Raw genomic sequence first — 22,701 nt, forward strand, 5'->3', positions numbered from 1 at the left:
TGTGGGCCTTATCCCTGCCTGAGTGAAAGAGTCGGTCCTGTCGGTTAGCCGACGTTGGCCTGCGGCGGCGCGCCGAGGAAGCCGGAAATTTTCTCCGCCGCATCGCGCACTTCCATGCGCAGCCGCTCGCGATCCGCTTTCGGGATCTCATCGGACGGCACCATGATGCTGACCACCGCCTCGACCCGCTGCTCACGGTTGAAGATCGGGTAGACGATCGAGGAGATGCCGTGGCGGAAGAATGATTCGCCGATCACATAGCCGCGCGCCTTGTCTTGCTGCACCATCTGCCACAGCGTTTCGCGATCCGCCGGGGTGCCCGGCGCGTTGCCCGGCAGCTGCTCGTCCGGATAGAGTTGTTCGAACTCGCTGCGGGTGGCGCTGGTCAACAACATGCGGCCAAGCGAGGTTTGGTGCACCGGCAAACGGGTGCCGACGCTGACCTGATTGATCTGAGAACCGGCGGCGCTGACGCGGGCGATATAGATCACGTCGCGCCCGTCGCGGATCGCCAGATGGCTGCTGCACTGGCTGCGATCGCGCAGCTGTTCGATCACCGGCTGGCCGGCCTGCGCGACGTCCAGCGACGCGATGTATTCGAAGCCGAGACGCAGCACCTTGATGCCCAGCGCGAAGGTATTGGTGCGCGGATTGCGCTCCAGAAAGCCCAGGTGCTCGAGCGTCTGCACCACGCGGTAGGCGGTGGCCTTCGGCATATCAACCAGGCGATGCAACTCGGCAAAGGTCATTTCCTTATGCTGCTCGCCAAACGCCAGCAGCAACTGCAATCCGCGATCCAGTCCCGGGATCAGATACTTACATGCTTGCTCGTCCGCCATCTCTCGCTCCTGCGCTGTGCGCCTGCCCTGCGGGCCGTCAGTTGAATACGAAGCCGCCGTTGACCGGCAGCAGTTGGCCGGTGACGAAATCCGCCAACGGCGACAGCAGATAAAGCACCGTGCCGTTCACATCGTCCGGATGCTGCGCCCCGGCCAGCGCGCGCCCCTGCTCATACAGCTGATGGCGCTCGGCGGGCACATACTCGGTGGCTTCCACCCGCGTCAGGCCCGGCGCAATAGCGTTGACGCAGATGCCCTGCGGGCCCAGCTCGCGCGCCATCGATCTCGTCATCGCGATCACCGCGCCTTTGCTGGCGACATAGGCCATCAGGCGCGGCGCGCCCCACAGCGCGGTGTCCGACGCCACGTTGACGATCTTGGCGTGCGGGTTGCGCGCCAGCAGCGGCACTGCCGCCTGGCTCACCAACCAGGTGCCGCGCACGTTGACCTGCATTACCCGATCCCACAGATCGATGTCGTATTCCATCATGGTTTTACCGCCGACGCCGGTCGCCAGCGCCGCGTTGTTCACCAGCCCGTCGATCCCGCCGCCTGTGGCGATCTTCTCGAACGCCGAACGGATCGAATCCGGTGAGGCCAGATCGATGATTTGCGTTTCCACCTGAGCGCCCTGCTCGCGCAGCGCGGCGCCGCTCGCCGCCAGCTCATCCGCCAAAATGTCGCACATCACCACCTGCGCGCCGGCAGCGGCAATGGCGGCGGCGAAGCTGTAGCCCAGACCGCGCGCCGCGCCGGTGACCACGATGCGCTTGCCGTTCAGCAGGCCGTTCACTGCGCCGCCTCCCGCTCGCGCAGCGTCGCCAGCTGTTTCTGCGCCTCTTTCTGCATCAGGCGGCGCAGGCGCGACAGACCGACGTCGTGCTGGTACAGGTATTCGCGGCCACGGGCGTTAGGCGCCATGTTTTCAAGCACGATGCGATCCTGCTCGAGGACGTCCCAATGCAATGATTCCAGGCGATTGCGATACATGAAGCGCCACATGTCGCGCTGCCAGTCTTTGACCTTACGGATGCGCCAGAAGAATACCCGGCAGTGATCCTTGTCTTCCGGCACCACCATGCCGATGATCCAGAAGTGGCCGCCCGGCCCGAAACGTTTTTTGTACGGGATCGACAGACGCATCCAATACGCGCCGCTGTTGCCGAACTCCACCCAGTCGAAGTTGACGCCGATCTGGCCGTTTTTCTTGAAGATAAACCCGCTGTCGGTCGGCTCCAGCCCCATGTCCGCCTTGCGATCCCCTTCCGCCATCGAGTGCGAGGAAGAGTGCAGGTAGGTGCCGTGCATCGGATCCATCACGTTTTCCAGGGCGTATTGGTAGTTGCAGTTCCAACTGGCGGTACACAAGAAGTGGCTGTACGACGCTTCGTCCGCCAGCTCTTGCGGGAAAGTCAGCTCCGCCGGCGCTTCATCCGCCGTCACGCCAAAATAGAGGAACACCGCGCCGTAGGCTTCTTTGGCCGGGTAAGCGCGCAGGCATTTTTGCCCCACCAGCGGGCAGCGATCCACCGCCGGCACGTCTTTCACCGCCCCGTCGCCGCCGACTTCCACCCCGTGATACCAACAGGCGATGCGATCGCCGAGGTTCCACCCCATGGAAAGCCGCGCGCCGCGGTGCGGGCAGCGATCTTCCAACGCGTGTATCTGGCCTTCACCGTCGCGCCACACCACGATTTGTTGCTCAAGGCGGGTGATGCCGACCGGGTTGTTGCCTACTTCCCAACTGGCCAGCACCGGATACCACATGCCGCGCAGCCCCTGGTCAAGATAGTCCTGCAAGCTCTGTTCGGAGGATGTTGTGTTTGCTGTCATTGTCTTCTCCCGGGTGTCGATCAGAAACCGTTAACGTGAAGGAATTCGCGGAACGTCGCCTCATTCCACGGCTGGCCGCTGCGATCGAACAGGCGGCGCTGATTCAACGCGCTGACGATCTGTTCCAGTTCTTCCGCGCCCTGATCGAAAATCGTTTCCAGCGCCGCCACCAGCGCGGTTTCGAAACCGTCCGGCACCCGGGCACGGTTTTGCCACACAACGTTGCGGAACTGGCCCGGCTGATGGATTTGACCGTTGCCGCCTTCGCGGGCCGGCGTCACCTGTTGGGTGTCCGGCAGCCAGGGATTGAAATCGGTGATGTGCTGCATGATTACTCCTCCGCGATAAAGGTGATCTGGATTTGGTTGTCGACCACCCGGGTGGGATAGGTTTGCAGATCGCGGCCGCCCGGCTCACGCAGGCACTGGCCGGTGCGCACGTCAAACAGCGCTTCGTGCAGTGGGCACTCAACCTTGCCGTCGTCTACAAACCCCTGGCTGAGCAAGGCGTAAGCATGCGGACAGACGTCTTCCAGCGCATAGTAGTTACCGTCGAGCAGGTACACCCCGATCTCTTTGCCTTCCACTTTGCCGGAGAAAGGAAAATCTTCTTTCACCTGAGACACTTCGCACACATTCTTCCAGCTCATTGCTTTTATCCTCTATCTGATTGTTTCATATATGAAACTCAGTTTCTTATTTAATACAGTCACTATAAGTCTGGCGAAACTTTCGTCAAGCGAGCGGCGCGGCAAATGTTAATGAAAGGTTGTTTAAAAATGACAAATGCGGGAAGGATCACGAAATAATGCACCGATATGAAAAACCTATGTCAGTTGTGCGCTCTTCAGCTAATTTATGGCAAAAATTGCGTTGATCCTGGCGGCGCATTGCGCGTAAAAGAGTGCTCTCGCTGTCTTTTACACCCAATTTTATAACAATAAATTTACATAAATCGGCCTCATCCCCGCGTTTGCGCGTAATGGCATCCGCAGGTGAGTTTACTGCTGCCTGAATTCGTCAACCGCTCGCACTGAGGAACGCGCCGTGCAACAACGTCAACGCTGGTTTGGGGTGATTGCCCTGTTGTTTCTGATCGTTATCGCCTATGCGGATCGGGTTAATATCGCCGTGATGTTGGTCAATCCCGACTTCCTGCAACACTTTCAACTCGGCGGTGACCGCGCCCATCAGGGCACGCTGATGACGGTGTTTTTACTCGGTTACGGCCTGTCCGCCATGTTGCTGACACCGTTTCTGGAAACGCTGATGGGTTACCGCCGCGCGCTGACGCTGAGCGTCGTGCTGTGGGCGCTGTTCACCGCCGCGTCGCCGCTGGCGGGATCGCTGCTGTTGCTGTGCGCGGTGCGCGCGCTGCTTGGCGTCAGCGAAGGACCGCTGTTCTCGCTCAAGACCATGTACATCAGCGATCATTTCGCCGCCGACGAACGCGGCAAACCCAACGCGGTCAGCGCGCTGGGCGTCTCGTTGGGGCTGGTGATCGGCTTTCCGCTGGTGAGTTTTCTGATGGCGCACTTCGGGTGGGCGATGTCGTTTCACCTGCTGGCGCTGCTCAACCTGCTGTTGGGCCTGGCGCTGGTGCGGCTGTTCGTTCATCCGCTAGCCTTACCCTCATCTTCACGCCCCGCCGATCCTCAGCCGGTGTTGAGCCGCGTCTGGCATACCTTCGCGCTGGCCTGGCGCACGCCGATGCTCGGTTGGATCCTGCTGATCGAGATCGCCACGCTCAGCTATCTGTGGGGGTCCAGCGCCTGGTTGCCGGCCTACCTGACCGATGAAAAAGGATTCTCCATCAAGCAGATGGGATGGATGGCCGCACTGCCTTTCATCGTCAGCATCGCCTCAAAATACCTCGGCGGCGTGCTGCTCGATCGTATCCGCCCCTATCAGGCGCCGCTGATCTTCGTCTTTGGCGGCGCGGCGACCGCGCTGTGCATCTATGGCGTAATGAACAGCCATCAGCTTGGCTGGATCGCGTTCTTCCTGCTGGCGGCCAACGCCTGTTGGGGCGCGCAAGGCGCGGCGATCCCCACGCTGCTGCAGCATTATGCGCGGCCGGAGGCGGTCGGCAGCGCCTATGGGCTGATCAACGGCATCGGCAATCTGTTCTCGGCGTTCGTGCCGATGGCGATGGGCATGGTGATGGCCAGCCAGGGCAAGGTATCCTCGGGCTTTGCGGTACTGATCGCCTCGCAGCTGCTGACGCTGCTGGCGGGCGGCGCACTGTTTGGCCGCATGTTGCTGGCGCGCCAGGTGAAGCGGGCATAGCCTGTTCCCGCACCGTTGCGGCAGAGAAAGCCAATGGCCTTGAGAGGGTGCTCATGGATCTGGACGCCAACAACCAGCAGACGGGGGACATCCCCCGTCGCCGGGTTGCCTTACCGTTCGGATTCGTAAGCCAAAATGGCCGCAACCTCCGTAGTGCCCGTTCGGATCCGCAGCTCGCACAGCGTGCTACGGGTTATCCATGCCAGTGATATTACCATGGCACAAATAACCACCAGTTTTAACAGGCTCCGTTTGTTCGGCATCATGCCTTCTTCTCCTTGCCTCGCGGCGGGTAAGAGGCTAACTTAACGTTGCTGGCGTTAGAGTAGGCCTCGGGTTGATGAATATCGACTCGGGGCTTTTCTCTTTGTACCTTTCACGCAGGCTCCAGATACAAAGATCCAGAGCACCCGCCCGCAGTATATTCATCCTCCCCGTTATCCCGGTTCCTTTTTACTGACTCCGTTTCATTTCTGCGCAAAATTGCGCAAAGGCGTTGCAACAGACTGAAAATCGCCGCACGGATGGCGACAAATGAAATAAAAAAAGCGGCCCCCATACGATGGGAGCCGCTTTTTCAGCGAGGCGTGGCCTGGCGTCAGGCGTGTTTCTTGGCCGCCTGCAGGTACAGCATCTCCAGACCCAACGTCGCCGCGGCCAGCGCGGTGATCTCGGACTGGTCATAGGCCGGCGCCACTTCCACTACGTCCATGCCGACGATGTTCAGCGACTGCATGCCGCGCACCAGTTTCAGCGCGCGATCGGAAGTCAGGCCGCCGATCACCGGCGTGCCGGTGCCCGGTGCGAACGCCGGATCCAGGCAGTCGATGTCGAAGGTCAGGTACACCGGCATATCGCCGACGATGCCTTTGATCTGGGTCAGCAGGTCGTCCACGCTGCGATCGTTCACCTGCGCGGCGTCCAGTACGGTAAAGCCATTGTCGTGATCGAACTCGGTGCGAATGCCGATCTGCACCGAGTGATGCGGGTCGATCAGGCCTTCGTTCGGCGCATGATAGAACATGGTGCCGTGGTCGAACTTGCTGCCGTTGGCGTAGGTATCGGTATGGGCGTCAAAGTGCACCAGCGCCAGCTTGCCGAAATGCTTGGCGTGCGCGCGCAGCAGCGGCAGGGTGACGAAGTGGTCGCCGCCGAACGAGAGCATGCGCTTACCGGCCTTCAGCAGTTTCTCCGCGTGCGCCTGCAGCTTGTCGCTCATGTCCTGCGCATCGCCGAAGTTGAACACGATGTCGCCGCAGTCAACCACGTTCAGGCGATCGCGCAGATCGAAGCTCCACGGCCAACGGTTGCCTTCCCAAGCCAGGTTGGTGGACACCTGGCGGATGGCCGCCGGGCCATGACGGCCGCCGGCGCGACCGGAGGTCGCCATGTCAAACGGAATGCCGGTGATGACCCACTCTGCATCGCTGTCGTAAGGCATGAAGTTCAGCGGAAAGCGCAGGAAACCAAAGGCGTTGGACACTAATGAATTATCGGACTGATGGCCTAAGGTGCTCATAGTAAACCCTCGTAGTTCAACAAGTTGCCGGGCGCAGACGCCGGGCCGTGACAAAAAAAAATCCCTCCCGCGTCGTTAGCCCGACGAGAAAGGGATTTATTCGATGTGTGTTTCGGTGCTACCGATACGGCAGATTATGGCCGCATTTTGTTCATGCTTCAAGGGGGCCGATATCGCCCCCCTGAAGAAGGCGGTTACTCGTCTTCCAGATACGTGTAGCCGTACAGGCCAGCTTCAAACTCTTCCAGGAACTGCGCCTGCAGCTCGCTGTCCAGATCGGTTTCTTTGACTTGATCGCGGAACTTGGACAGCAGCGCGCTCGGATCGAGCTGCACGTACTCCAGCATGTCCGCCACGGTATCGCCCTCGTCGGACAGCTCGGTCTCGACGCTGCCGTCCGGGAACACGTACACGTCAACCGAGGCGGTGTCGCCGAACAGGTTGTGCATGTTGCCGAGGATCTCCTGGTACGCACCGACCATGAAGAAGCCCAACGCCGGCGGGTTCTCCGGATCGTATGGCGGCATCGGCATGGTGGTCGCCACGCCGTCGCCGTCGACGTAATGGTCGATGGTGCCGTCGGAATCGCAGGTGATGTCGAGCAGCACCGCACGGCCTTCCGGCGGCTTATCCAACCCTTCCAGCGGCAGCACCGGGAACAGCTGATCGATGCCCCAGGCATCCGGCATCGACTGGAACAGCGAGAAGTTGACGTAGAACTTGTCCGCCATGCGCTCTTGCAGTTCGTCGATGATAGGACGGTGCGCGCGGTTGCTCGGATCGAGCTGCTGCTGGATCTTGTTGCAGATGTTCAGATACAGCTGCTCGGCCCAGGCGCGCTTGGTCAGGTCCAGCATGCCGTGCGCGTATTGGGTATGCACGTCGTGCAGATCCATCTGGCTGTCGTGCAGCCATTCGCGCAGCGAGCGGCGGTTTTCCGGCTCGTTCATTTCCAGCCAGGTTTCCCACATGCTTTCCAGCGCGCGCGGCGCGTCGGCTTCCGGCGGCTGCGGTTCGCTGAACTCGTTGCGCTCTACGCCGATCACGTTGGAGACCAGCACCGTGTGGTGCGCGGTCACGGCGCGACCGGACTCGGTGATCACCGTCGGGTGCGGCAGGCCGTGTTCGTTACAGGCGTCGCCGATGCCCCAAATCACGTTGTTGGCGTATTCGTTCAGGCCGTAGTTGACCGAGCAATCGGACTGCGAACGGGTGCCTTCGTAGTCGACGCCCAAGCCGCCGCCCACGTCGAAGCACTGAATGTTGACGCCCAGCTTGTGCAGCTCAACGTAGAAGCGCGCCGATTCGCGTACACCGGTGGCGATGTCGCGAATGTTGGCCAGCTGCGAGCCCAAATGGAAGTGCAGCAGCTGCAGGCTGTCGAGGCGGCCCGCTTCACGCAGGGTTTCCACCAGCTTCAGCACCTGCACCGCCGCCAGACCGAACTTGGATTTTTCGCCGCCGCTCGACTGCCATTTGCCGGAGCCTTGCGATGCCAGACGCGCACGCACGCCCAGGCGCGGTATGACGTTCAGCCGTTCGGCTTCTTCCAGCACCAGATTGATCTCGGACATCTTCTCGATCACCAGGTACACCTTGTGCCCCAGCTTTTCCCCGATCAGCGCCAGACGAATATATTCACGATCTTTATAACCATTACAGACGATCACCGAGCGGGTCATGCCGGCATGCGCCAGCACCGCCATCAGTTCGGCCTTTGAGCCGGCTTCCAGCCCCAGCGGTTCGCCGGAGTTCACCAGCGATTCAATCACGCGGCGATGTTGGTTCACCTTGATCGGATACACCAGGAAATAGCCGCCCTGGTAACCGAAGGACTCACGCGCGCGTTTGAACGCGGCGTTGATAGAGCGCAGGCGATGCTGAAGGATCTGCGGGAAGCAGAACAGTGCCGGCAGACGTTGGCCGTCTTTCTGGCGCGTTTTCACCAGTTCTGCCAGATCGACGCGCGCCTGCGGGACATCCGGATCCGGGCACACGCTGATATGGCCCAGCTCGTTGACGTCATAGTAATTGTTGCCCCAGTAGGCGACGTTATAAGTACGCAGCATCTTGCTGGCATTACGATCATTCATGGCAACCTCCTGCATGGAGCGCAAAGATAAAGACTCGCCCGCAACCGGCGGACGGTGAATCAACAGATCATCAGACATGGTTCGCCTCACATTCCGTACTGACGAAACCGTCAGCCACTATCGCAGCTACAACCCGCGAGAACAACCCAACAAGCCGCGCCGGCGGCAGCGAAGAGAACTGCCGTTCGCGGTCAGCGATCGGTTTATCACTCATATAATTGTAAGACACCCTGTTCAAACCTCGTGAATCGGGCCAAGAAACATCCCACAGGAAGGCTGCAGGCTACCCTTGTTCAGTTCTTCAGACGACCGTTAGCCGGCCCGAGAATCCTGAGTAGCGGCCAAGTGTTTATCGCACCTGGTAAGTGACAGAGAGACAAGACGGGAAATAGCAGAAGAATGTGCGCCAGAACGGCACTGCTGTTGAGAACCAACAACCGGTAGACAACGGATCATTAATCCAACCACCTCCACGCGCGCCGTTCGGAGTGAACGACCCAGCCTCTAAAATAGTGTAAGAACGTGACCGTTCGATGAAGCGGCGGCGCCACGGCGAACGCCCGCGACGGATAATAGCGCAATGCCGACGAATGCAAAGCGGAAGTTTACCGTACCTTCCCCCACGCCAGACCGCCGTACTGTGCAGCAAATGAACCGCGCGCGCAGTTTATACCGGTAAGCAGGTTAAAAAGCAAAATGAAAATTCGCCGAAAACTGTTTCAAGCGATGAAAATGGCGCCAACCCGTTTGCGCAAAAGAGCGAAAGCGCAAAAAATTACTGGCAATCTGGCTAAACCCTGACCTAAAATAGACGTCCAGATGTTAATCCATCTATACTGGTTAACTGATAAACTGCTTAACGGCTTTGCCTGAGGGGCGTTGCAGGATGCATCTCGCGCCATCAGCGGAAGACCCTTCGCTTCGATGCCGGATCTCCAGCGCTGTGCAGTAATTTCTAACCCGTCTTATGCAAGGTAAAGAACACAATGGCTAAACACCTCTTCACGTCCGAATCCGTCTCCGAAGGACATCCAGATAAAATCGCCGATCAGATCTCCGATGCCGTCCTCGACGCCATCCTGGAACAAGATCCGAAAGCGCGCGTCGCCTGCGAAACTTACGTGAAAACCGGTATGGTGCTGGTCGGCGGTGAAATCACCACCAGCGCCTGGGTCGATATCGAAGAGATCACCCGCAAGACCGTGCGCGAGATCGGCTACGTTCATTCGGACATGGGCTTTGACGCCAACTCCTGCGCAGTGTTGAGCGCCATCGGCAAGCAATCCCCGGATATCAATCAGGGCGTTGACCGTACCGATCCTCTCGAGCAGGGCGCCGGCGATCAGGGCTTGATGTTTGGCTACGCCACCAATGAAACCGACGTGCTGATGCCTGCGCCTGTCACCTACGCGCACCGTCTGGTGCAGCGCCAATCCGAAGTGCGTAAGAACGGCACCCTGCCGTGGCTGCGCCCGGACGCGAAGAGCCAGGTGACCTTCCAATACGACGACGGCAAAATCGTCGGCATCGACGCCGTCGTTCTATCCACCCAGCACTCAGAAGACATTTCGCTGAAAGATCTGCAAGAAGCGGTGATGGAAGAGATCATCAAGCCGGTACTGCCGGCGGAATGGCTGACGGCGGGCACCAAATACCACATCAACCCGACCGGCCGTTTCGTTATCGGCGGCCCGATGGGCGACTGCGGCCTGACCGGCCGTAAGATCATCGTCGACACCTACGGCGGCATGGCTCGCCACGGCGGCGGTGCCTTCTCCGGTAAGGACCCGTCCAAGGTTGACCGTTCCGCGGCATACGCGGCGCGCTACGTGGCGAAAAACATCGTCGCCGCCGGCCTGGCCGATCGCTGCGAGATCCAGGTGTCTTACGCTATCGGCGTAGCGGAACCGACCTCCATCATGGTGGAAACCTTCGGTACCGAGAAAGTGCCAACCGAACAACTGACGCTGCTGGTGCGCGAATTCTTCGATCTGCGCCCATACGGCCTGATCCAGATGATGGATCTGCTGCAGCCGATCTACCGCGAAACCGCCGCCTACGGCCACTTCGGCCGCGAACACTTCCCATGGGAAGCGACCGACAAAGCTGCGCAGCTGCGCGATGCCGCCGGCCTGAAATAAGCCCCGACATCAACATGAAAAACGGCGAGCCAAGGCTCGCCGTTTTTTTTGAACGGATGGGTGCTCATGGATCAACGCATCGACTGCCGGCCGGCGGAGGCAAAGCCCCCGCCGCCGGGTTGCCTTACCGTTCGGATTCGTAAGCCAAAATGGCCGCAACCTCCGTAGTGCCCGATCGGATACGCAGCTCACACAGCGTGCTGCGGGTTATCCACGCCAGTGATATTACCGTGGCACAAATAACCACCAGTTTTAACAGGCTCCGTTTGTTCGGCATCATGCCTTCTTCTCCTTGCCTCGCGGCGGGTAAGAGGCTAACTTAACGTTGTGATGCGTTAGAGTAGGCCTCGGGTTGATGGATATCGACTCGGGGCTTTTCTCTTTGTATCTTTCACGCAGGCTCCAGAGACAAAGATCCAGAGCACCCGCCCGCAGTATATTCACCTCCCCCTCTCTTCCCGCGTTCCTTTTCACGTTAAATGTCTTTCTTGCGCAGCGACACGCAACGCCTTGCAAGGCGTTGAAAAAAGGCCCAGCAACGCTGGGCCCTTGATGGTGAAGAAGGCAAAGTAGGGGTGAAGCTTACGACGTCTGCTTACGCAACAGATAAACGAAGTACGGCGCGCCGATAAAGGTCGCCAGTAACCCCGCGGGGATCTGATACGGAAACAGCAGCATCCGCCCGCACCAGTCGGCAAATACCATCAGCAAACCGCCCAACAGCGCGGCGATCACCATTTGCGGCAGCGCGCGGCGGAAGCCCAACATGCGCGCCATGTGCGGCGCCATCAGCCCGACAAAGCTCAGCGGCCCCACGGTCAGGGTCGCCATGGCGGTCAGCGTGGCGGCCAACAACAGGATGGTCAATCGCGCAGGCGTCAACGCAATCCCCACCGAACGGGCGGTAGCCCCGCCGAGCGGCAGAATGGTCAGCCAGCGGCGGCACAGCGGCGCCAATATCATCAATCCGGCGGCGATCAGCGCGGTGCGCAGCGCCTGCGCCGGCTCCACCGAATAGGTTGAACCGGAGAGCCAAGTCAGCAAGCCCCCCATACGCGGATCGCCGCTGGCCAGCAGCAGGAAGATGACGGTGGTAAAGGCGGTGCTGAGCGCGATGCCGGCGAGCAACATGCGTTCGGTCGAGAAACCGCCGCGGCCGGCGGCAATCATGATGATCAGCAGCGTAACGGCCGCCCCCAGACTGCCGGCGGGCAACAGCCAAACGAAGGCGTCGCCCGGCACCATAAACAGCATCATCACGACGCCAAAAGCGGCGCCGGAGCTGATGCCCAGCACTTCCGGGCTGGCCATCGGGTTGCCGGTCAGCTTCTGGATCAGCGTGCCGGCGACCGCCAGCATCATGCCCGCAGCCAACGCCGACAGCACCCGCGGCCAGCGCCACGGCAGCAAGGCGTCCAGCTCCTCGCCCAGGCTCCAGTGCCAGCCGCCGGCGTTTTTGCCCAGCATCAGCGCCAACGTCAGGCCGATCAACAGCACGACGCCGGCCAGCGCTGCCCAGCCAGGCAGATTCCCGCGCTCGGCAGGCACCTTGTCGCCAAGGTTCATCGGTGGCGGCGTGGCGGCGCTGCGCAAACGCGGCAGCAACCACAGCAGCAGCGGCGCGCCGAACAGCGCGGTGGCCGCCCCGGTCGGGATCTCACGCCACACCTGCGCCACCCCAATCATCACCTGATCGGTCAGCCACAGCAGCAACGCCCCCAGCAACGGCGCCAACATCATGCGATGCGCCAGGCGGCGAGCGCCCAGCATCTTCGCCATCAGCGGCGCAAACAGGCCGATAAAGCCGATAACGCCCACCGCGCTCACCAACATGGCGCTGAAAATGATGGCCAGCCCCAGGGCGCAGAAGCGCGCCATCGACAGCCCCAACCCCAGGTTGCGCGCCACGCCGTCGTCCAGCCCCAGCAGCGTCAGCGGGCGCAGCAACAGCGCCGCCAGCAGGCCTGCCACCAGCAAACGCGGCAGGATAAACTGCACCGCGCTCCAGTCCTGTTGGTTCAACGCGCCGGTGCCCCACAGGAACATGCCCTGCAGCTGATCGTAATTAAACAGCGCCAACAGGCTGTTGACTGCGCCGCAGTAAAGCCCCAGCACCAGCCCGGCCAGAATCAGCGTCACCGGCGACATCCGCTTGCCCCAGGCGACGCCGAACACCAGCCCGCCCACCGCGATCGCCCCCACCATAGCGGCCAGCTGACGAGTGAACTCGCCCCCCGGCAGCACCCACAGCGTGGCGATGGTCAGGCCGAGCTGCGCGCCGGCGGCCACGCCGAGCGTCGACGGTTCCGCCAACGGATTGCGCAACACCTGCTGGAACAATACGCCGACCAATCCCAGACCGGCCCCGGCCAACAGCGACACCGTCAACCGCGGCAGCAGGCTGTAATGGAACAGCATTTGCCGCACGTCGTCGATGTCCGGCGCGCTCAGCGCCCGCGCCCATTGCGCCGGCGGCAGTTGCTGCGTCAGGTTGTATATCGTCAAACCGCCTGCCGCCGCCAGCAACAGCAGGATCAGCGTCAGCGGCAATTTCCGAATGCCCGCATTCATGCCGCACTCTCCTGAGCCTGCGCCAACAGGCGGCAAAACCGCATCGTCGACAGCGTGGCACCGTAGAACCACACCGCCGGCACCTGCCGCAGCTGGTTTTGCCGCACGAAGGGCAATGACTGCCACAGCGGCGTCGCGCTGACCTTGTCCATCATCGCCTGATTGCCGTGATCGAGATAAATGACTCGGGCGTTACGCACCGTGGCCAACCGTTCAATCCCCACCACCGCCGTGCCCCAAAAGTCGGTTGGCTCCTGCCAGGCATTGCGGATGCCCAGTTGGTCCATCGCTTCCTGGAACAGGCTTTTCTGGCCGATGATCAACGCATGGCGGGTGTCGATCAGGGAAAACAGCAGCAACGGTTGCCGGGTGTAGCTTTGCAGGCGCTGACGCGCATCCTGCATAAAGCTGTCGAACTGCGCCAGGTGGTTTATCGCCCGGCTTTCTATGCCTAATCGTTGCCCCAGCGCCAGCAGCGACTGGCGGGCGACGGTCAGCGGTTTGCCGCTGCCGTCGTTGAAGCCGAAGCTCATGGTTGGCGCGATGGGTTGGATTTTTCGCGGCGTCGGGCCATAGCCTTGCGACAGCAACACCAGCGAAGGCTGGAGCTGCTGCAGCAGTTCGAGATTCGGTTCGGTGCGCTGCCCGACGTCGACGACCGTCGCCGGCAGCTTCGGCTCCGCCACCCACAGGTTGTAGTTATGGACATCGGCCACCGCCAGCGGCGTCACGCCCAATGCCAACAGCAGCTCGATCGGCAGCCATTCCAGCGCCGCAACGCGCGCGATATCCGGCGGCGCATCCGCCGCTCGCCCGGGCAACGATCCCAACAGGGGCGACAGCGCCAGCGCCATCAACAGGCGGCGGCGCAGCGGATCGTGAGAAGAAGTGAATGCAGAGGACATCAGTAGACAAAACTCACCGGCGCGCCGCCGCTCGGGTGCGGCAACGTGCCCATAGGAATACCGTAAATTTGCTCCAGCACCGGCCCCTGCATCAGTTCCAGCGGGCCGCCCTGAGCGATCATTTCACCGCCGCGCAGCGCAACCAAATGGTCGCAGTAGCGCGCCGCCATATTGATGTCGTGCAGTACGGCGATCACCGTGAGATCGCGTTCGCGGCTCAGGCGCTGGATCAGCGCCAGCACCTCGACCTGGTGCGCGATGTCCAGCGCCGACGTCGGCTCGTCGAGCAACAGGCAGCGGCTGTCCTGCGCCACCATCATCGCCAGCCAGGCGCGTTGGCGCTCGCCGCCGGAAAGGCTGTCCACCAGGCGGTGGGCGAACGGCTTCAGCCCCACCAGCGCGATGGCCTCTTCCACCTGTTGGCGATCGTTGGCGCCAAAACGCCCCAGCGCGCCATGCCACGGATAGCGGCCGACGGCCACCAGCTCGCGCACCGTCATGCCTTCCGCCGCCGGCAACTGCTGCGGCAGGTAGGCCACCTGGCGGGCGAAGGATTTGCTGTCCCACTGCGCCAACGGCTGCCGATTGAGCAAGACCTGACCGCCGCTGGGCGCATGGTGCCGCCCGAGCAGTTTCAACAGGGTGGATTTACCGGAACCGTTATGGCCGATCAGGCCGCAGACTTTGCCCTGAGGAAAACGGAGCGACAGCGGTTGCAACAGCACCCGGCCGGGAACGGCGAAGCTGGCGTTATCCAGTGCGAACGTCGCGCCGGGATTAAGAAGTTTGTCCTGCATAGATCCTGCTTTTTCCGGGGCGACGCGCCGCCGCCCCGGCTATCCGGTTAGAAACGGAAGGTTGCGGTGGCGACCACCTGGCGTTCTGCGCCCCAGTAGCAGGCGTAGTCGCGGTAGCAGCTCGATACGTAAGTCTTGTCGAACAGGTTGTTGATGTTGACGCCCACGGACGAGCCCGGCAGGCCAAAGCGCGCCAGATCGTATTTAATGGTGGCGTCCACCAGCGTGTAGTCCGGCACCTTGAAGGTGGTGTTATCGCTGTTGAAGCTCGAGCTGGAGCCAACGTAACGCACGCCGGAACCCAGCGTCAAACCGCTCACCGCTGTTTCGTGGAAGGTATAATCCGCCCACAGCGACGCCATGTGTTTCGGCACTTCGACGGTCGGTTTGCCCTGATAGGTGTTGTCCTTGGTGTACTTCGCATCGGTGTAGGTATAGGAGGCGATCAGGTTGACGTTGGCATTCAACGCCGCCTTGGCTTCCAGCTCCACGCCGCGCGAACGGATCTCGCCACTCTGCACGCTGAACTGCGCGTTATCCGGATCCGGCGTCAGGTTGTTGTTCTTGGTCAGCTGATACAGGGCGCCGGTCAGCACGATTGGGCGATCCTTCGGCACGTATTTCACGCCGGCTTCATACTGCTTGCCGATCGAAGGTTTGAACGTACTGCCCCCTTGCGTCGTGCCCAAATTCGGCTCAAACGACTCGCTGTAGCTGAAATACGGCGTCACGCCGTTGTCGAACAGATAGTTCAGGCCGCCGCGCCAGGTGAACTGCCGGTCGGTCTGCTGGCTCGTCGAACTCGCATCACGGTTGTAAGCGGAGGTCTTCGCCCAGTCATAGCGCCCGCCCAGCGTCAACAGCCACTGATTCCACTCCCCTTGCTCCTGCACATACAGGCCGGTTTGCTCCTGACGGTTCAGATAATGGTAGGGGAAGTTGATGTTGACCGCGTCATTCCCGTATTGCGGATGGGTCATGCTCAGCCCGTCCGCTGTGCCAAATGCGGCATTGATATCGTTACGCATGCGCATGTAGTCCACGCCGAACAACAGCGTGTGGTCGATATCGCCGGTTTTCACCTTCGCCTGCGCCTGGGTATCCACCGAGAAATTGTTCAGGTGCTCTTTCGACTGAACATAGGCGCGGTTAATCGTCGTCGGCGTCGCAGCAGAAACGCCGCTGCCATAAATACTCTTCATGTCGGTGTCCAGCTGCAGATAGCGCAGGTTCTGGCGCACCGCCCAGGTATCGTTGAAGGCGTGTTCGAAGCTGTACCCGATCATCCGCTGTTTGCGGGAGGTATAGTTGCTGGCTTCGCCTTCGTTGAAATCGGTCGGCAGCTTACCGCCGTTCGGCAACGGGATCAGCGTGCCCTGCTTCGGCAACCAGCCGTAATAACCGGTATAAGGATCGTTTTGAATGTTGGCCAGCAGCGTGAAGTTGGTTTTGTCATCCGGGCGCCAGCTAAAGGACGGCGCGATCGCATAGCGCTTCTCTTTGCTCATGTTCTGCTGCGCATCGCTGTCTTTCGCCAGGCCGGTCAGGCGATAGGAATAGATGCCCTGATCGTCCAACGCGTCGCTGAAATCGAAACCGGTTTGGAACAGGTTATCGGTGCCCATCTTGAACTGGATTTCGCGCAGCGGCTCGGTGGTTGGCCGCTTGCTGACCAGGGCGACCAAGCCGCCGGGGTTGCTTTTGCCGTACAGCACCGAGACCGGGCCGCGCAGCAGCTCGGCGCGCTCGAGGAAATAAGGATCGATGGACGCTTCACTGTAGTTATCGCCCAGCAGCCGCAGGCCATCCAGATACTGAGTGGTGTTGGTGGCCGGGAAGCCGCGGATCGCCACCGCGTCATAGGTCGTGGAGCTGCCGCGGCTGGCGAATACGCCCGGCGCATAGGCCAGCGCGCCTTTCACCGTATCCGGCTGGCGCATGTCCATCTCTTCACGCGTTACCACGGAAACGGACTGCGGGTTCTTCTCGATCGGCGTATCGGTTTTGGTGCCGGTGGCGCTGCGCTTGGCGACATAGGTGCCGACCGGCCCCCAGGCGCTTTCCTGCTGGGCGGTGTTGCTGCTGCCCACAACGGTAATCGTGTCTTCCTTGGCGGCCGGCTTGGCGTCGGCGGAAAAAGCCGGCATCGCCAGCGTACCCAACGCCGCAGCGACGGTGATCGCTAACGCGCTGACGGGGAGACGGCCCTGCTTGGCCGCGGATGATGAAAGACGCTTGGTCAGCATGATTTATTTCTCTGATGAATTATTAAATGACGAATGTAAACGATAATAATTATTATAAGCGTCGCATTTTATGCAGAAGCCAAATTAAACTGCAAGCCGAATTCATAGGGCAAATAGGTTAAGGATTTGGCGCTTAGCCTTGCGGTTAACAGGGAAATAAAACGAGCGGAAAAATAAAAAAGCCCGCAACCAAGGTTACGGGCTTAATAACAAAGCAAAAATTTTCGCCGGGGCCGACGCCCCGGCAGCGATTACTGACCGAACATATCCTTGATCCAGCCGGCGACGCCATCGCCATCTTTTTGCTCACCCGCCGCCGGTTGCTGCTGTTGCTGCACCGCCGCCTGGCTGGCCTGACACAGTCCCTGCGGATTGTCGGTCCAGACCGGGATGGTGCGCCAGCTGCCGCCGCCGCAGATAAAGTTGCCGGCGGAGTCGATGCTCATCTGGTTAATGCCTTCCGGCGGCTGCAGCATCAGCGGCAGCGGCGTCTGATTTTCCAGATAGCGGCGATACAGGGTCAACGCGCCGTTGGCACCGGTCAGCTTGGCCGGGCCGTTGTTGTCGCGCCCGACCCAGGCGATCGCCACTTCCTTGCCGTCGATGCCGGCGAACCAGCTGTCGCGCAGATCGTTGGTGGTACCGGTTTTCGCCGCCAGGTTGTAGTTCGGGAACTTCACCGACAGCGAGCGGGAGGTCCCGCGCGCCACGCCCTGCTGCATCGCGTACAGCGTCAGGTAAGCGGCCTGCGCCGGCACCATGCGCTCCGCCTGCGGGAAGCTCTGGTACAGCACCGTGCCGTCTTCGGCGATCACCGAACGCACCGCCGACAGCGGCGCACGGTTACCGCCGCTGGCGATGGTCTGGTACTCCTGCGCGACTTCCATCGGCGTCAGGCCGATCGCCCCCAGCAGCATCGACGGCACCGGGTTGATCTCCGCTTTCGGGATCCCCAGGCGTTGCAGCGTAGCGCTGATCTGATCCAGCCCGACCGACAGGCCGAGGTTCACCGTCGGCACGTTCAGCGAGTTGGCCAACGCATCCACCAGCATCACCTGACCGCGGAATTTGCGATCGTAGTTGTTCGGCTGCCAGACGGCGCCGTTCGGCTGTTTCAGCGACAGCGGCGCATCCGCCAGCCAGGTGTTGAGGCGGTATTTGTCCGGCTCGGACAGCGCGGTCAGGTACGTTGGCGGTTTGGCCAGCGAGCCGACCAGGCGTCGCGCCTGCATGGCGCGGTTGAAACCGGCGAACTGCGGGTTGGCGCCGCCGACCATGGCGCGTACTTCACCGCTGAAGCGATCGACGATCACCATCGCCGCTTCCAGATCCTGCAGGTGACGCGCAGCGCGCAGCGCCGGGATGCCGTCTTCGACCGCTTTTTCCGCCGCGTCTTGCGACACCGGATCCAGCGTGGTGAAGATCTTCACGCCGGACAGGTCATTCACCTTATCGCCCAGCTTGGTCTGCAGTTCCTGACGCACCATCTGCATAAACGCCGGCTGCGGCGTAATGACGCCGCCTTTCGGCTGCACGCCCAGCGGACGCGCGCTCAGCATGTCATACAGCTCGCCGTCGATCACGCCCTGGTTCTGCAGCAGCTTGAGCACCAGGTTGCGGCGCTCCAGCGCCAGTTTCGGGTTGCGCCACGGGTTATACAGCGACGCGCCCTTGACCATGCCGACCAGCAACGCCTGCTGATCGAGGCTCAGCTCGTCCACCGGTCGGCCGAAGTAATACAGGCTGGCCAGCGGGAAGCCGCGGATCTGGTCGCTGCCGCTCTGGCCGAGGTATACCTCGTTCAGATACAGCTCCAGGATGCGGTCTTTGCTGTACCGGTAATCCACCAACAGCGCCATATAGGCTTCGTTGGCCTTACGCCACAGCGAACGTTCGTTGGTCAGGAACAGGTTCTTCACCAGCTGCTGCGTCAGGGTACTGCCGCCCTGCACCGCACGACCGGCGGTCAGGTTGGCCAGCACCGCGCGGCCGATGGAGTACGGGCTGATGCCGTCATGCTCATAGAAATGGCGGTCTTCCGTGGCGATCAGCGTATCCACCAACAGATCCGGGAAACCGGAGCGCGGCACGAACAGGCGCTGTTCGCCGTTCGGCGACTGCAGCATGGTGATAAGACGCGGATCGAGGCGGAAGAAACCGAAGCTGCGGCCGCTGTCCAGGTTTTCGATCTTCGCCAAACGGTTGTTCTGGAAGTCGAGACGGGCGCGGATCTGCCCTTCTTTACCATCCGGGAAGTCGAACGGGCGGCGCAGCATCTCGATGCTGTTGGCCTGCACGGTAAACTCGCCCGGACGCGTCATGCGGCTGACCTGACGGTACTGCATGCCCTCCAGCAGGTTGACCATCTCCTTCTTGCTGTACGGCATGCCCGGTTCCAGGTTGACCATGCGGCCGTACACCGCCGCCGGCAGCTGCCAGACTTTACCGTCGATGCGGCTGCGGATCTGCGAGTCCAGGTAGACGCCATAGATCGCCAACAGGACGGCGAGCACCAGGATCAGTTTGATAAACAGGCCGAGCCAGCGGCGTTTTTTACGCGGCGGAGTCGCTTTCACCTTACGCGGCATGCGTTCCTCCTCCTCTTCATACTCGTCATCGTCATACTCGTCTTCTTCGTAATCGTCATAATCGTCGTCTCGGCGACGGCGCGGCGGCTTGCGCGACGCGGTGCTTTTTGGTTGTTTTCCTTTGCGCCCGATGGGCTCGCGGTCATCCCCAGCCATGGCTGTTGTTCTCCGAGCTTGCCGACACTGCCGGCCATAATGAGTCGCTTAATCTGTGCCGACGCCGTGGCGCTGAACAGAAGAAACATCTGAATTCCAAACCTTAAACGATCGCGGCCTACTGATATTTCTTCGTTCGGCGCGTCGGGGCCGCCGTGGCCGGATCGTCCGGCCACACGTGTTTCGGGTAGCGGCCCTTCATCTCTTTTTGCACCTCGCGGTAGGCGCCTTGCCAGAAGGCCGCCAGATCGCCGGTGATTTGCAACGGCCTGTGCGCCGGTGAGAGTAACTCAAGCACTACCGGGATGCGACCCTCCGCCAACATCGGGCTGCGCTGCTCGCCGAACATTTCCTGCAAACGCACCGCCAGCGCCGGCGGTTTGCCGGCCTCATAACGGATCGGCAGGCGGCTGCCGGTCGGCACAGTGTAATGAGTGGGTAATGCATTATCCAGCCGCTGTTTTTGCTGCCAGTCCAACAGCCGGGACAACGCCTCGGCGAGGTTGACCTGCTTCAATCCGCGCAGATCGCGCACGCCGTTCAGCGACGGCAACAGCCACTGCTCCAGCGCCGCCAGCAGCGGTTCTTCGCCCATCGCCGGCCACTCCGCCTCCGGCAGCCAGGCTTGCGCGCACTGCAGGCGCACCCGCAGTTGTTCAGCTGCGCCCTCCCAGTTGAGCACCGCCAGCCCCTGCGCGCGCACCCAGTCGAGCAGCGCCTGCTGCAGCTCTTCGTCCGCCGGCTTAGCCAGCGGCTGCGCGCGCAACGTCAGACGGCCGATCTGTTGGCGCTTCCAGGCGCGCAGCGTCCCCTTCTCTTCATCCCACTCCACCGCCGTGCGCTGCATAACCATCGCCGGCAGCTGCGCCGCCAACGCCTCGATATCGACCGGCAACGCCAACAAAATACGCGCATCCGGGCTGTTGTGGCCCTGCAACAGGTTGGGGACAATCAACCAGGGCGCGCGCGACAGCGCCTCGTCCTGGTTCATCGCCGCGCCCAGGCCGTTGGCCAGCAGGTAGCGGCCATCCTGACCGCGACGCTGGGCGATGCGATCGGTAAATGCCAGCGCCAACAGCCGCGGCGCCAAATCGGCGTCAACTTGCCCCGCACGTTGCGGCAGACGTTTGGCCAACTGCGCGGCTCGCTGCCGCCAGTTCGGTTGCGGGCGGCTCAGCCAATAACCGATATCCATCTGCCCGCCGCGCGGCGGTTCCTCCAGCAACGCCGCCAACAACGCCGCCGTCGCCAGGCCGTCGGCGCTCAGTCCCGCGCCGACGACCAGCATCGCCGCCAACCGCGGCTCGCACCCCAGCGCGGCCATCTGGCGCCCCGGCGCAGTAAGTTTGCCGCCGTCATCCGTGGCCCCCAGCCGGTGCAACAGCGCCCTGGCCGCTGCCAATGCCGCTGCCGGAGGCGCGTCAAGCCAGGTCAGCTGCGCCGGATCATGGCACCCCCACTGCAGCAGTTCGAGCCAGAAGCCGGTGAGATCGCTCTGTAAAATGTCCGGTTCGGCATGTTCCGCCGCGCGCTCCGCCTGCTCTTTGGCGAACAGATGCCAGCAAAGGCCCGGCTCCAGACGCCCAGCGCGCCCGGCACGCTGCACCATCGAGGCCTGACTGATGCGCTGCGTCGCCAGCCTCGTCAAACCGTTGCGCACGTCGTAACGCGCCACGCGCTCCAGACCGCTGTCCACCACCAGCCGAATGCCCTCGATCGTCAGGCTGGTCTCGGCGATGTTGGTCGCCAACACCACTTTGCGGCGACCCGGCGCCGCCGGCTGAATCGCTTTTTGCTGTTGCGCCAGAGGCAAGGCGCCATACAGCGGGCAAAGATCGGTATCGCTAGCCACTTCGCCGGTCAAACGCTCCAGCACCCGATTGATCTCCGCCACGCCCGGCAGGAACAGCAGCAAAGACCCCGGCTGTTCGGCCAGCATGCGCTTCACCGCCGCCGCTACGCCATCCTCCAGCCGCTGATGACTGGCCAACGGCTGATACAGGCGTTCAACCGGGAAACTGCGCCCCTCGGACACCACCACCGGCGCCTGCGGCAGCAGCTGCGTCATACGGGCGTTATCCAGCGTGGCCGACATGATCAGCAGTTTCAGATCGTCGCGCAGCCCTTGCTGCACATCGAGCAGCAGCGCCAGCGCCAAATCGGCCTGCAGACTGCGTTCGTGAAATTCATCGAGGATCACCAGCGATACGCCCTGCAGCTCGGCATCCTGCTGCAGCATGCGGGTGAGAATGCCTTCCGTCACCACTTCCAGCCGGGTCTGCGGCCCGCTTTTACTTTCGGCGCGCATGCGATAGCCCACGGTCTGGCCGGGCTCCTCCCCCAGTTGCTGCGCCAGGCGATAGGCGACGTTCTTCGCCGCCAGCCGCCGTGGCTCCAGCATGATAATGCGCCCCGGCAACCCGGCCTTCGCCAGGAGCTGCAGCGGCAGCCAGGTGGATTTACCGGCGCCGGTCGGGGCGTGCAACAGCACCTGCGGGGCAGACTGCAGCGCAGCCAGCAACTCATCGAGCACTGCGCTGACGGGCAATGAAGACACTGAATTCTCCGTAGTGGTTAGCGTTAAACGGCGTACAGTGTAGCATTAGCTTTATCCCCGTAACCTTTCAAACTGTTGCGGCGTTAGCTATAGTACGGAGCTCATTCGTGCGCCGCGCCCCTCGCGGGGCCGCTGCCAGTAACGTTTACCGCTGTTCCCGACCGTATT

17 protein-coding genes are annotated in these 22,701 nt (G+C 61.7%); 2 read left to right on the forward strand and 15 right to left on the reverse strand.

The features are described from left to right. Positions 1-44: 44 nt before the first annotated feature. The 5 genes from ACJ8J1_RS16720 to ACJ8J1_RS16740 are packed head-to-tail and all read right to left on the reverse strand — an operon-like array spanning position 45 to position 3,321. Complete coding sequence (locus ACJ8J1_RS16720) at positions 45-839, reverse strand: IclR family transcriptional regulator (RefSeq protein WP_033639418.1); 795 nt, start codon at positions 837-839, stop codon at positions 45-47. 37 nt (positions 840-876) lie between these two features. Further along, a complete protein-coding gene (locus ACJ8J1_RS16725) occupies positions 877-1,632 on the reverse strand; it encodes an SDR family oxidoreductase (protein WP_033644716.1) in 756 nt (251 codons plus the stop codon). Next, a complete protein-coding gene (locus ACJ8J1_RS16730) occupies positions 1,629-2,672 on the reverse strand; it encodes an aromatic ring-hydroxylating oxygenase subunit alpha (RefSeq protein ID WP_033644715.1) in 1,044 nt (347 codons plus the stop codon). Before ACJ8J1_RS16730 ends, ACJ8J1_RS16725 begins: the two co-directional genes overlap by 4 nt. Before the next feature lie 20 nt (positions 2,673-2,692). Next, on the reverse strand, positions 2,693-3,001 hold the full coding sequence (locus ACJ8J1_RS16735) for a recombinase-like helix-turn-helix domain-containing protein (RefSeq protein ID WP_019456046.1): 309 nt from the start codon (positions 2,999-3,001) through the stop codon (positions 2,693-2,695). A gap of 2 nt (positions 3,002-3,003) precedes the next feature. After that, a complete protein-coding gene (locus ACJ8J1_RS16740) occupies positions 3,004-3,321 on the reverse strand; it encodes a non-heme iron oxygenase ferredoxin subunit (RefSeq protein WP_004937614.1) in 318 nt (105 codons plus the stop codon). Between the two features lie 397 nt (positions 3,322-3,718). Here ACJ8J1_RS16740 and ACJ8J1_RS16745 point away from each other — a divergent pair, with 397 nt between their 5' ends. After that, positions 3,719-4,960, forward strand: a complete 1,242-nt coding sequence (locus ACJ8J1_RS16745; RefSeq protein ID WP_033644712.1) for an MFS transporter — start codon at positions 3,719-3,721, stop codon at positions 4,958-4,960. Between the two features lie 110 nt (positions 4,961-5,070). On the opposite strand, the gene ACJ8J1_RS16750 is transcribed toward ACJ8J1_RS16745, so the two are convergent. The 3 genes from ACJ8J1_RS16750 to speA form a co-directional block, all read right to left on the reverse strand. Further along, complete coding sequence (locus ACJ8J1_RS16750; RefSeq protein ID WP_033644930.1) at positions 5,071-5,223, reverse strand: Hok/Gef family protein; 153 nt, start codon at positions 5,221-5,223, stop codon at positions 5,071-5,073. A gap of 335 nt (positions 5,224-5,558) precedes the next feature. Further along, positions 5,559-6,479, reverse strand: a complete 921-nt coding sequence (speB, locus tag ACJ8J1_RS16755; protein ID WP_004937606.1) for an agmatinase — start codon at positions 6,477-6,479, stop codon at positions 5,559-5,561. Positions 6,480-6,673: 194 nt separating this feature from the next. Then, positions 6,674-8,650 carry a biosynthetic arginine decarboxylase gene (gene speA / locus ACJ8J1_RS16760; RefSeq protein WP_028127388.1) on the reverse strand — a complete coding sequence of 659 codons (1,977 nt, stop codon included), beginning with the start codon at positions 8,648-8,650 and terminating at the stop codon, positions 6,674-6,676. A gap of 908 nt (positions 8,651-9,558) precedes the next feature. On the opposite strand from speA, the gene metK reads away from it, so the two are divergent. Continuing rightward, positions 9,559-10,713: a methionine adenosyltransferase gene (gene metK, locus ACJ8J1_RS16765; protein ID WP_033644710.1), complete on the forward strand. Its 1,155-nt coding sequence runs from the start codon at positions 9,559-9,561 to the stop codon at positions 10,711-10,713. Between the two features lie 124 nt (positions 10,714-10,837). Here the strand turns inward: metK and ACJ8J1_RS16770 are convergent, their stop codons facing one another. The 7 genes from ACJ8J1_RS16770 to hrpB all read right to left on the reverse strand — a co-directional run bounded on the left by ACJ8J1_RS16770 (position 10,838) and on the right by hrpB (position 22,533). After that, positions 10,838-10,990, reverse strand: coding sequence for a Hok/Gef family protein (locus ACJ8J1_RS16770; RefSeq protein ID WP_004937610.1), 153 nt, complete (start codon positions 10,988-10,990; stop codon positions 10,838-10,840). Between the two features lie 305 nt (positions 10,991-11,295). After that, complete coding sequence (fhuB, locus tag ACJ8J1_RS16775; RefSeq protein WP_033644709.1) at positions 11,296-13,284, reverse strand: Fe(3+)-hydroxamate ABC transporter permease FhuB; 1,989 nt, start codon at positions 13,282-13,284, stop codon at positions 11,296-11,298. After that, on the reverse strand, positions 13,281-14,189 hold the full coding sequence (fhuD, locus tag ACJ8J1_RS16780) for a Fe(3+)-hydroxamate ABC transporter substrate-binding protein FhuD (RefSeq protein WP_033644708.1): 909 nt from the start codon (positions 14,187-14,189) through the stop codon (positions 13,281-13,283). Before fhuD ends, fhuB begins: the two co-directional genes overlap by 4 nt. Then, the gene (gene fhuC / locus ACJ8J1_RS16785) at positions 14,189-14,986 is read right to left on the reverse strand and encodes a Fe3+-hydroxamate ABC transporter ATP-binding protein FhuC (protein ID WP_033644707.1); all 798 of its coding nucleotides are present in this window, start codon (positions 14,984-14,986) and stop codon (positions 14,189-14,191) included. The genes fhuD and fhuC overlap by 1 nt, the downstream gene beginning before the upstream one ends. A 47-nt stretch (positions 14,987-15,033) precedes the next feature. After that, positions 15,034-17,232, reverse strand: a complete 2,199-nt coding sequence (gene fhuA / locus ACJ8J1_RS16790; RefSeq protein ID WP_033644706.1) for a ferrichrome porin FhuA — start codon at positions 17,230-17,232, stop codon at positions 15,034-15,036. 251 nt (positions 17,233-17,483) lie between these two features. Beyond that, a complete protein-coding gene (mrcB, locus tag ACJ8J1_RS16795) occupies positions 17,484-19,976 on the reverse strand; it encodes a bifunctional glycosyl transferase/transpeptidase (RefSeq protein ID WP_033644705.1) in 2,493 nt (830 codons plus the stop codon). A 118-nt stretch (positions 19,977-20,094) separates the two neighbouring features. Continuing rightward, entirely contained in the window at positions 20,095-22,533 is a 2,439-nt protein-coding gene (gene hrpB / locus ACJ8J1_RS16800; RefSeq protein ID WP_195755866.1) for an ATP-dependent helicase HrpB, read from the reverse strand. Positions 22,534-22,701 lie beyond the last annotated feature (168 nt).

The organism is Serratia sp. CY37869, assembly GCF_052168895.1.
GTDB lineage: Bacteria > Pseudomonadota > Gammaproteobacteria > Enterobacterales > Enterobacteriaceae > Serratia > Serratia ureilytica.

Bases quoted from the DNA above. Each gene is read 5' to 3' on its own strand.
- fhuD (WP_033644708.1), bottom strand. From the start codon at position 14,189: ATGTCCTCTGCATTCACTTCTTCTCACGATCCGCTGCGCCGCCGCCTG.
- fhuA (WP_033644706.1), bottom strand. From the start codon at position 17,232: ATGCTGACCAAGCGTCTTTCATCATCCGCGGCCAAGCAGGGCCGTCTC.
- ACJ8J1_RS16770 (WP_004937610.1), bottom strand. From the start codon at position 10,990: ATGCCGAACAAACGGAGCCTGTTAAAACTGGTGGTTATTTGTGCCACG.
- speB (WP_004937606.1), bottom strand. From the start codon at position 6,479: ATGAGCACCTTAGGCCATCAGTCCGATAATTCATTAGTGTCCAACGCC.
- mrcB (WP_033644705.1), bottom strand. From the start codon at position 19,976: ATGGCTGGGGATGACCGCGAGCCCATCGGGCGCAAAGGAAAACAACCA.
- ACJ8J1_RS16730 (WP_033644715.1), bottom strand. From the start codon at position 2,672: ATGACAGCAAACACAACATCCTCCGAACAGAGCTTGCAGGACTATCTT.
- ACJ8J1_RS16735 (WP_019456046.1), bottom strand. From the start codon at position 3,001: ATGCAGCACATCACCGATTTCAATCCCTGGCTGCCGGACACCCAACAG.
- fhuC (WP_033644707.1), bottom strand. From the start codon at position 14,986: ATGCAGGACAAACTTCTTAATCCCGGCGCGACGTTCGCACTGGATAAC.
- ACJ8J1_RS16750 (WP_033644930.1), bottom strand. From the start codon at position 5,223: ATGCCGAACAAACGGAGCCTGTTAAAACTGGTGGTTATTTGTGCCATG.
- ACJ8J1_RS16720 (WP_033639418.1), bottom strand. From the start codon at position 839: ATGGCGGACGAGCAAGCATGTAAGTATCTGATCCCGGGACTGGATCGC.
- speA (WP_028127388.1), bottom strand. From the start codon at position 8,650: ATGTCTGATGATCTGTTGATTCACCGTCCGCCGGTTGCGGGCGAGTCT.
- metK (WP_033644710.1), top strand. From the start codon at position 9,559: ATGGCTAAACACCTCTTCACGTCCGAATCCGTCTCCGAAGGACATCCA.
- fhuB (WP_033644709.1), bottom strand. From the start codon at position 13,284: ATGAATGCGGGCATTCGGAAATTGCCGCTGACGCTGATCCTGCTGTTG.
- ACJ8J1_RS16740 (WP_004937614.1), bottom strand. From the start codon at position 3,321: ATGAGCTGGAAGAATGTGTGCGAAGTGTCTCAGGTGAAAGAAGATTTT.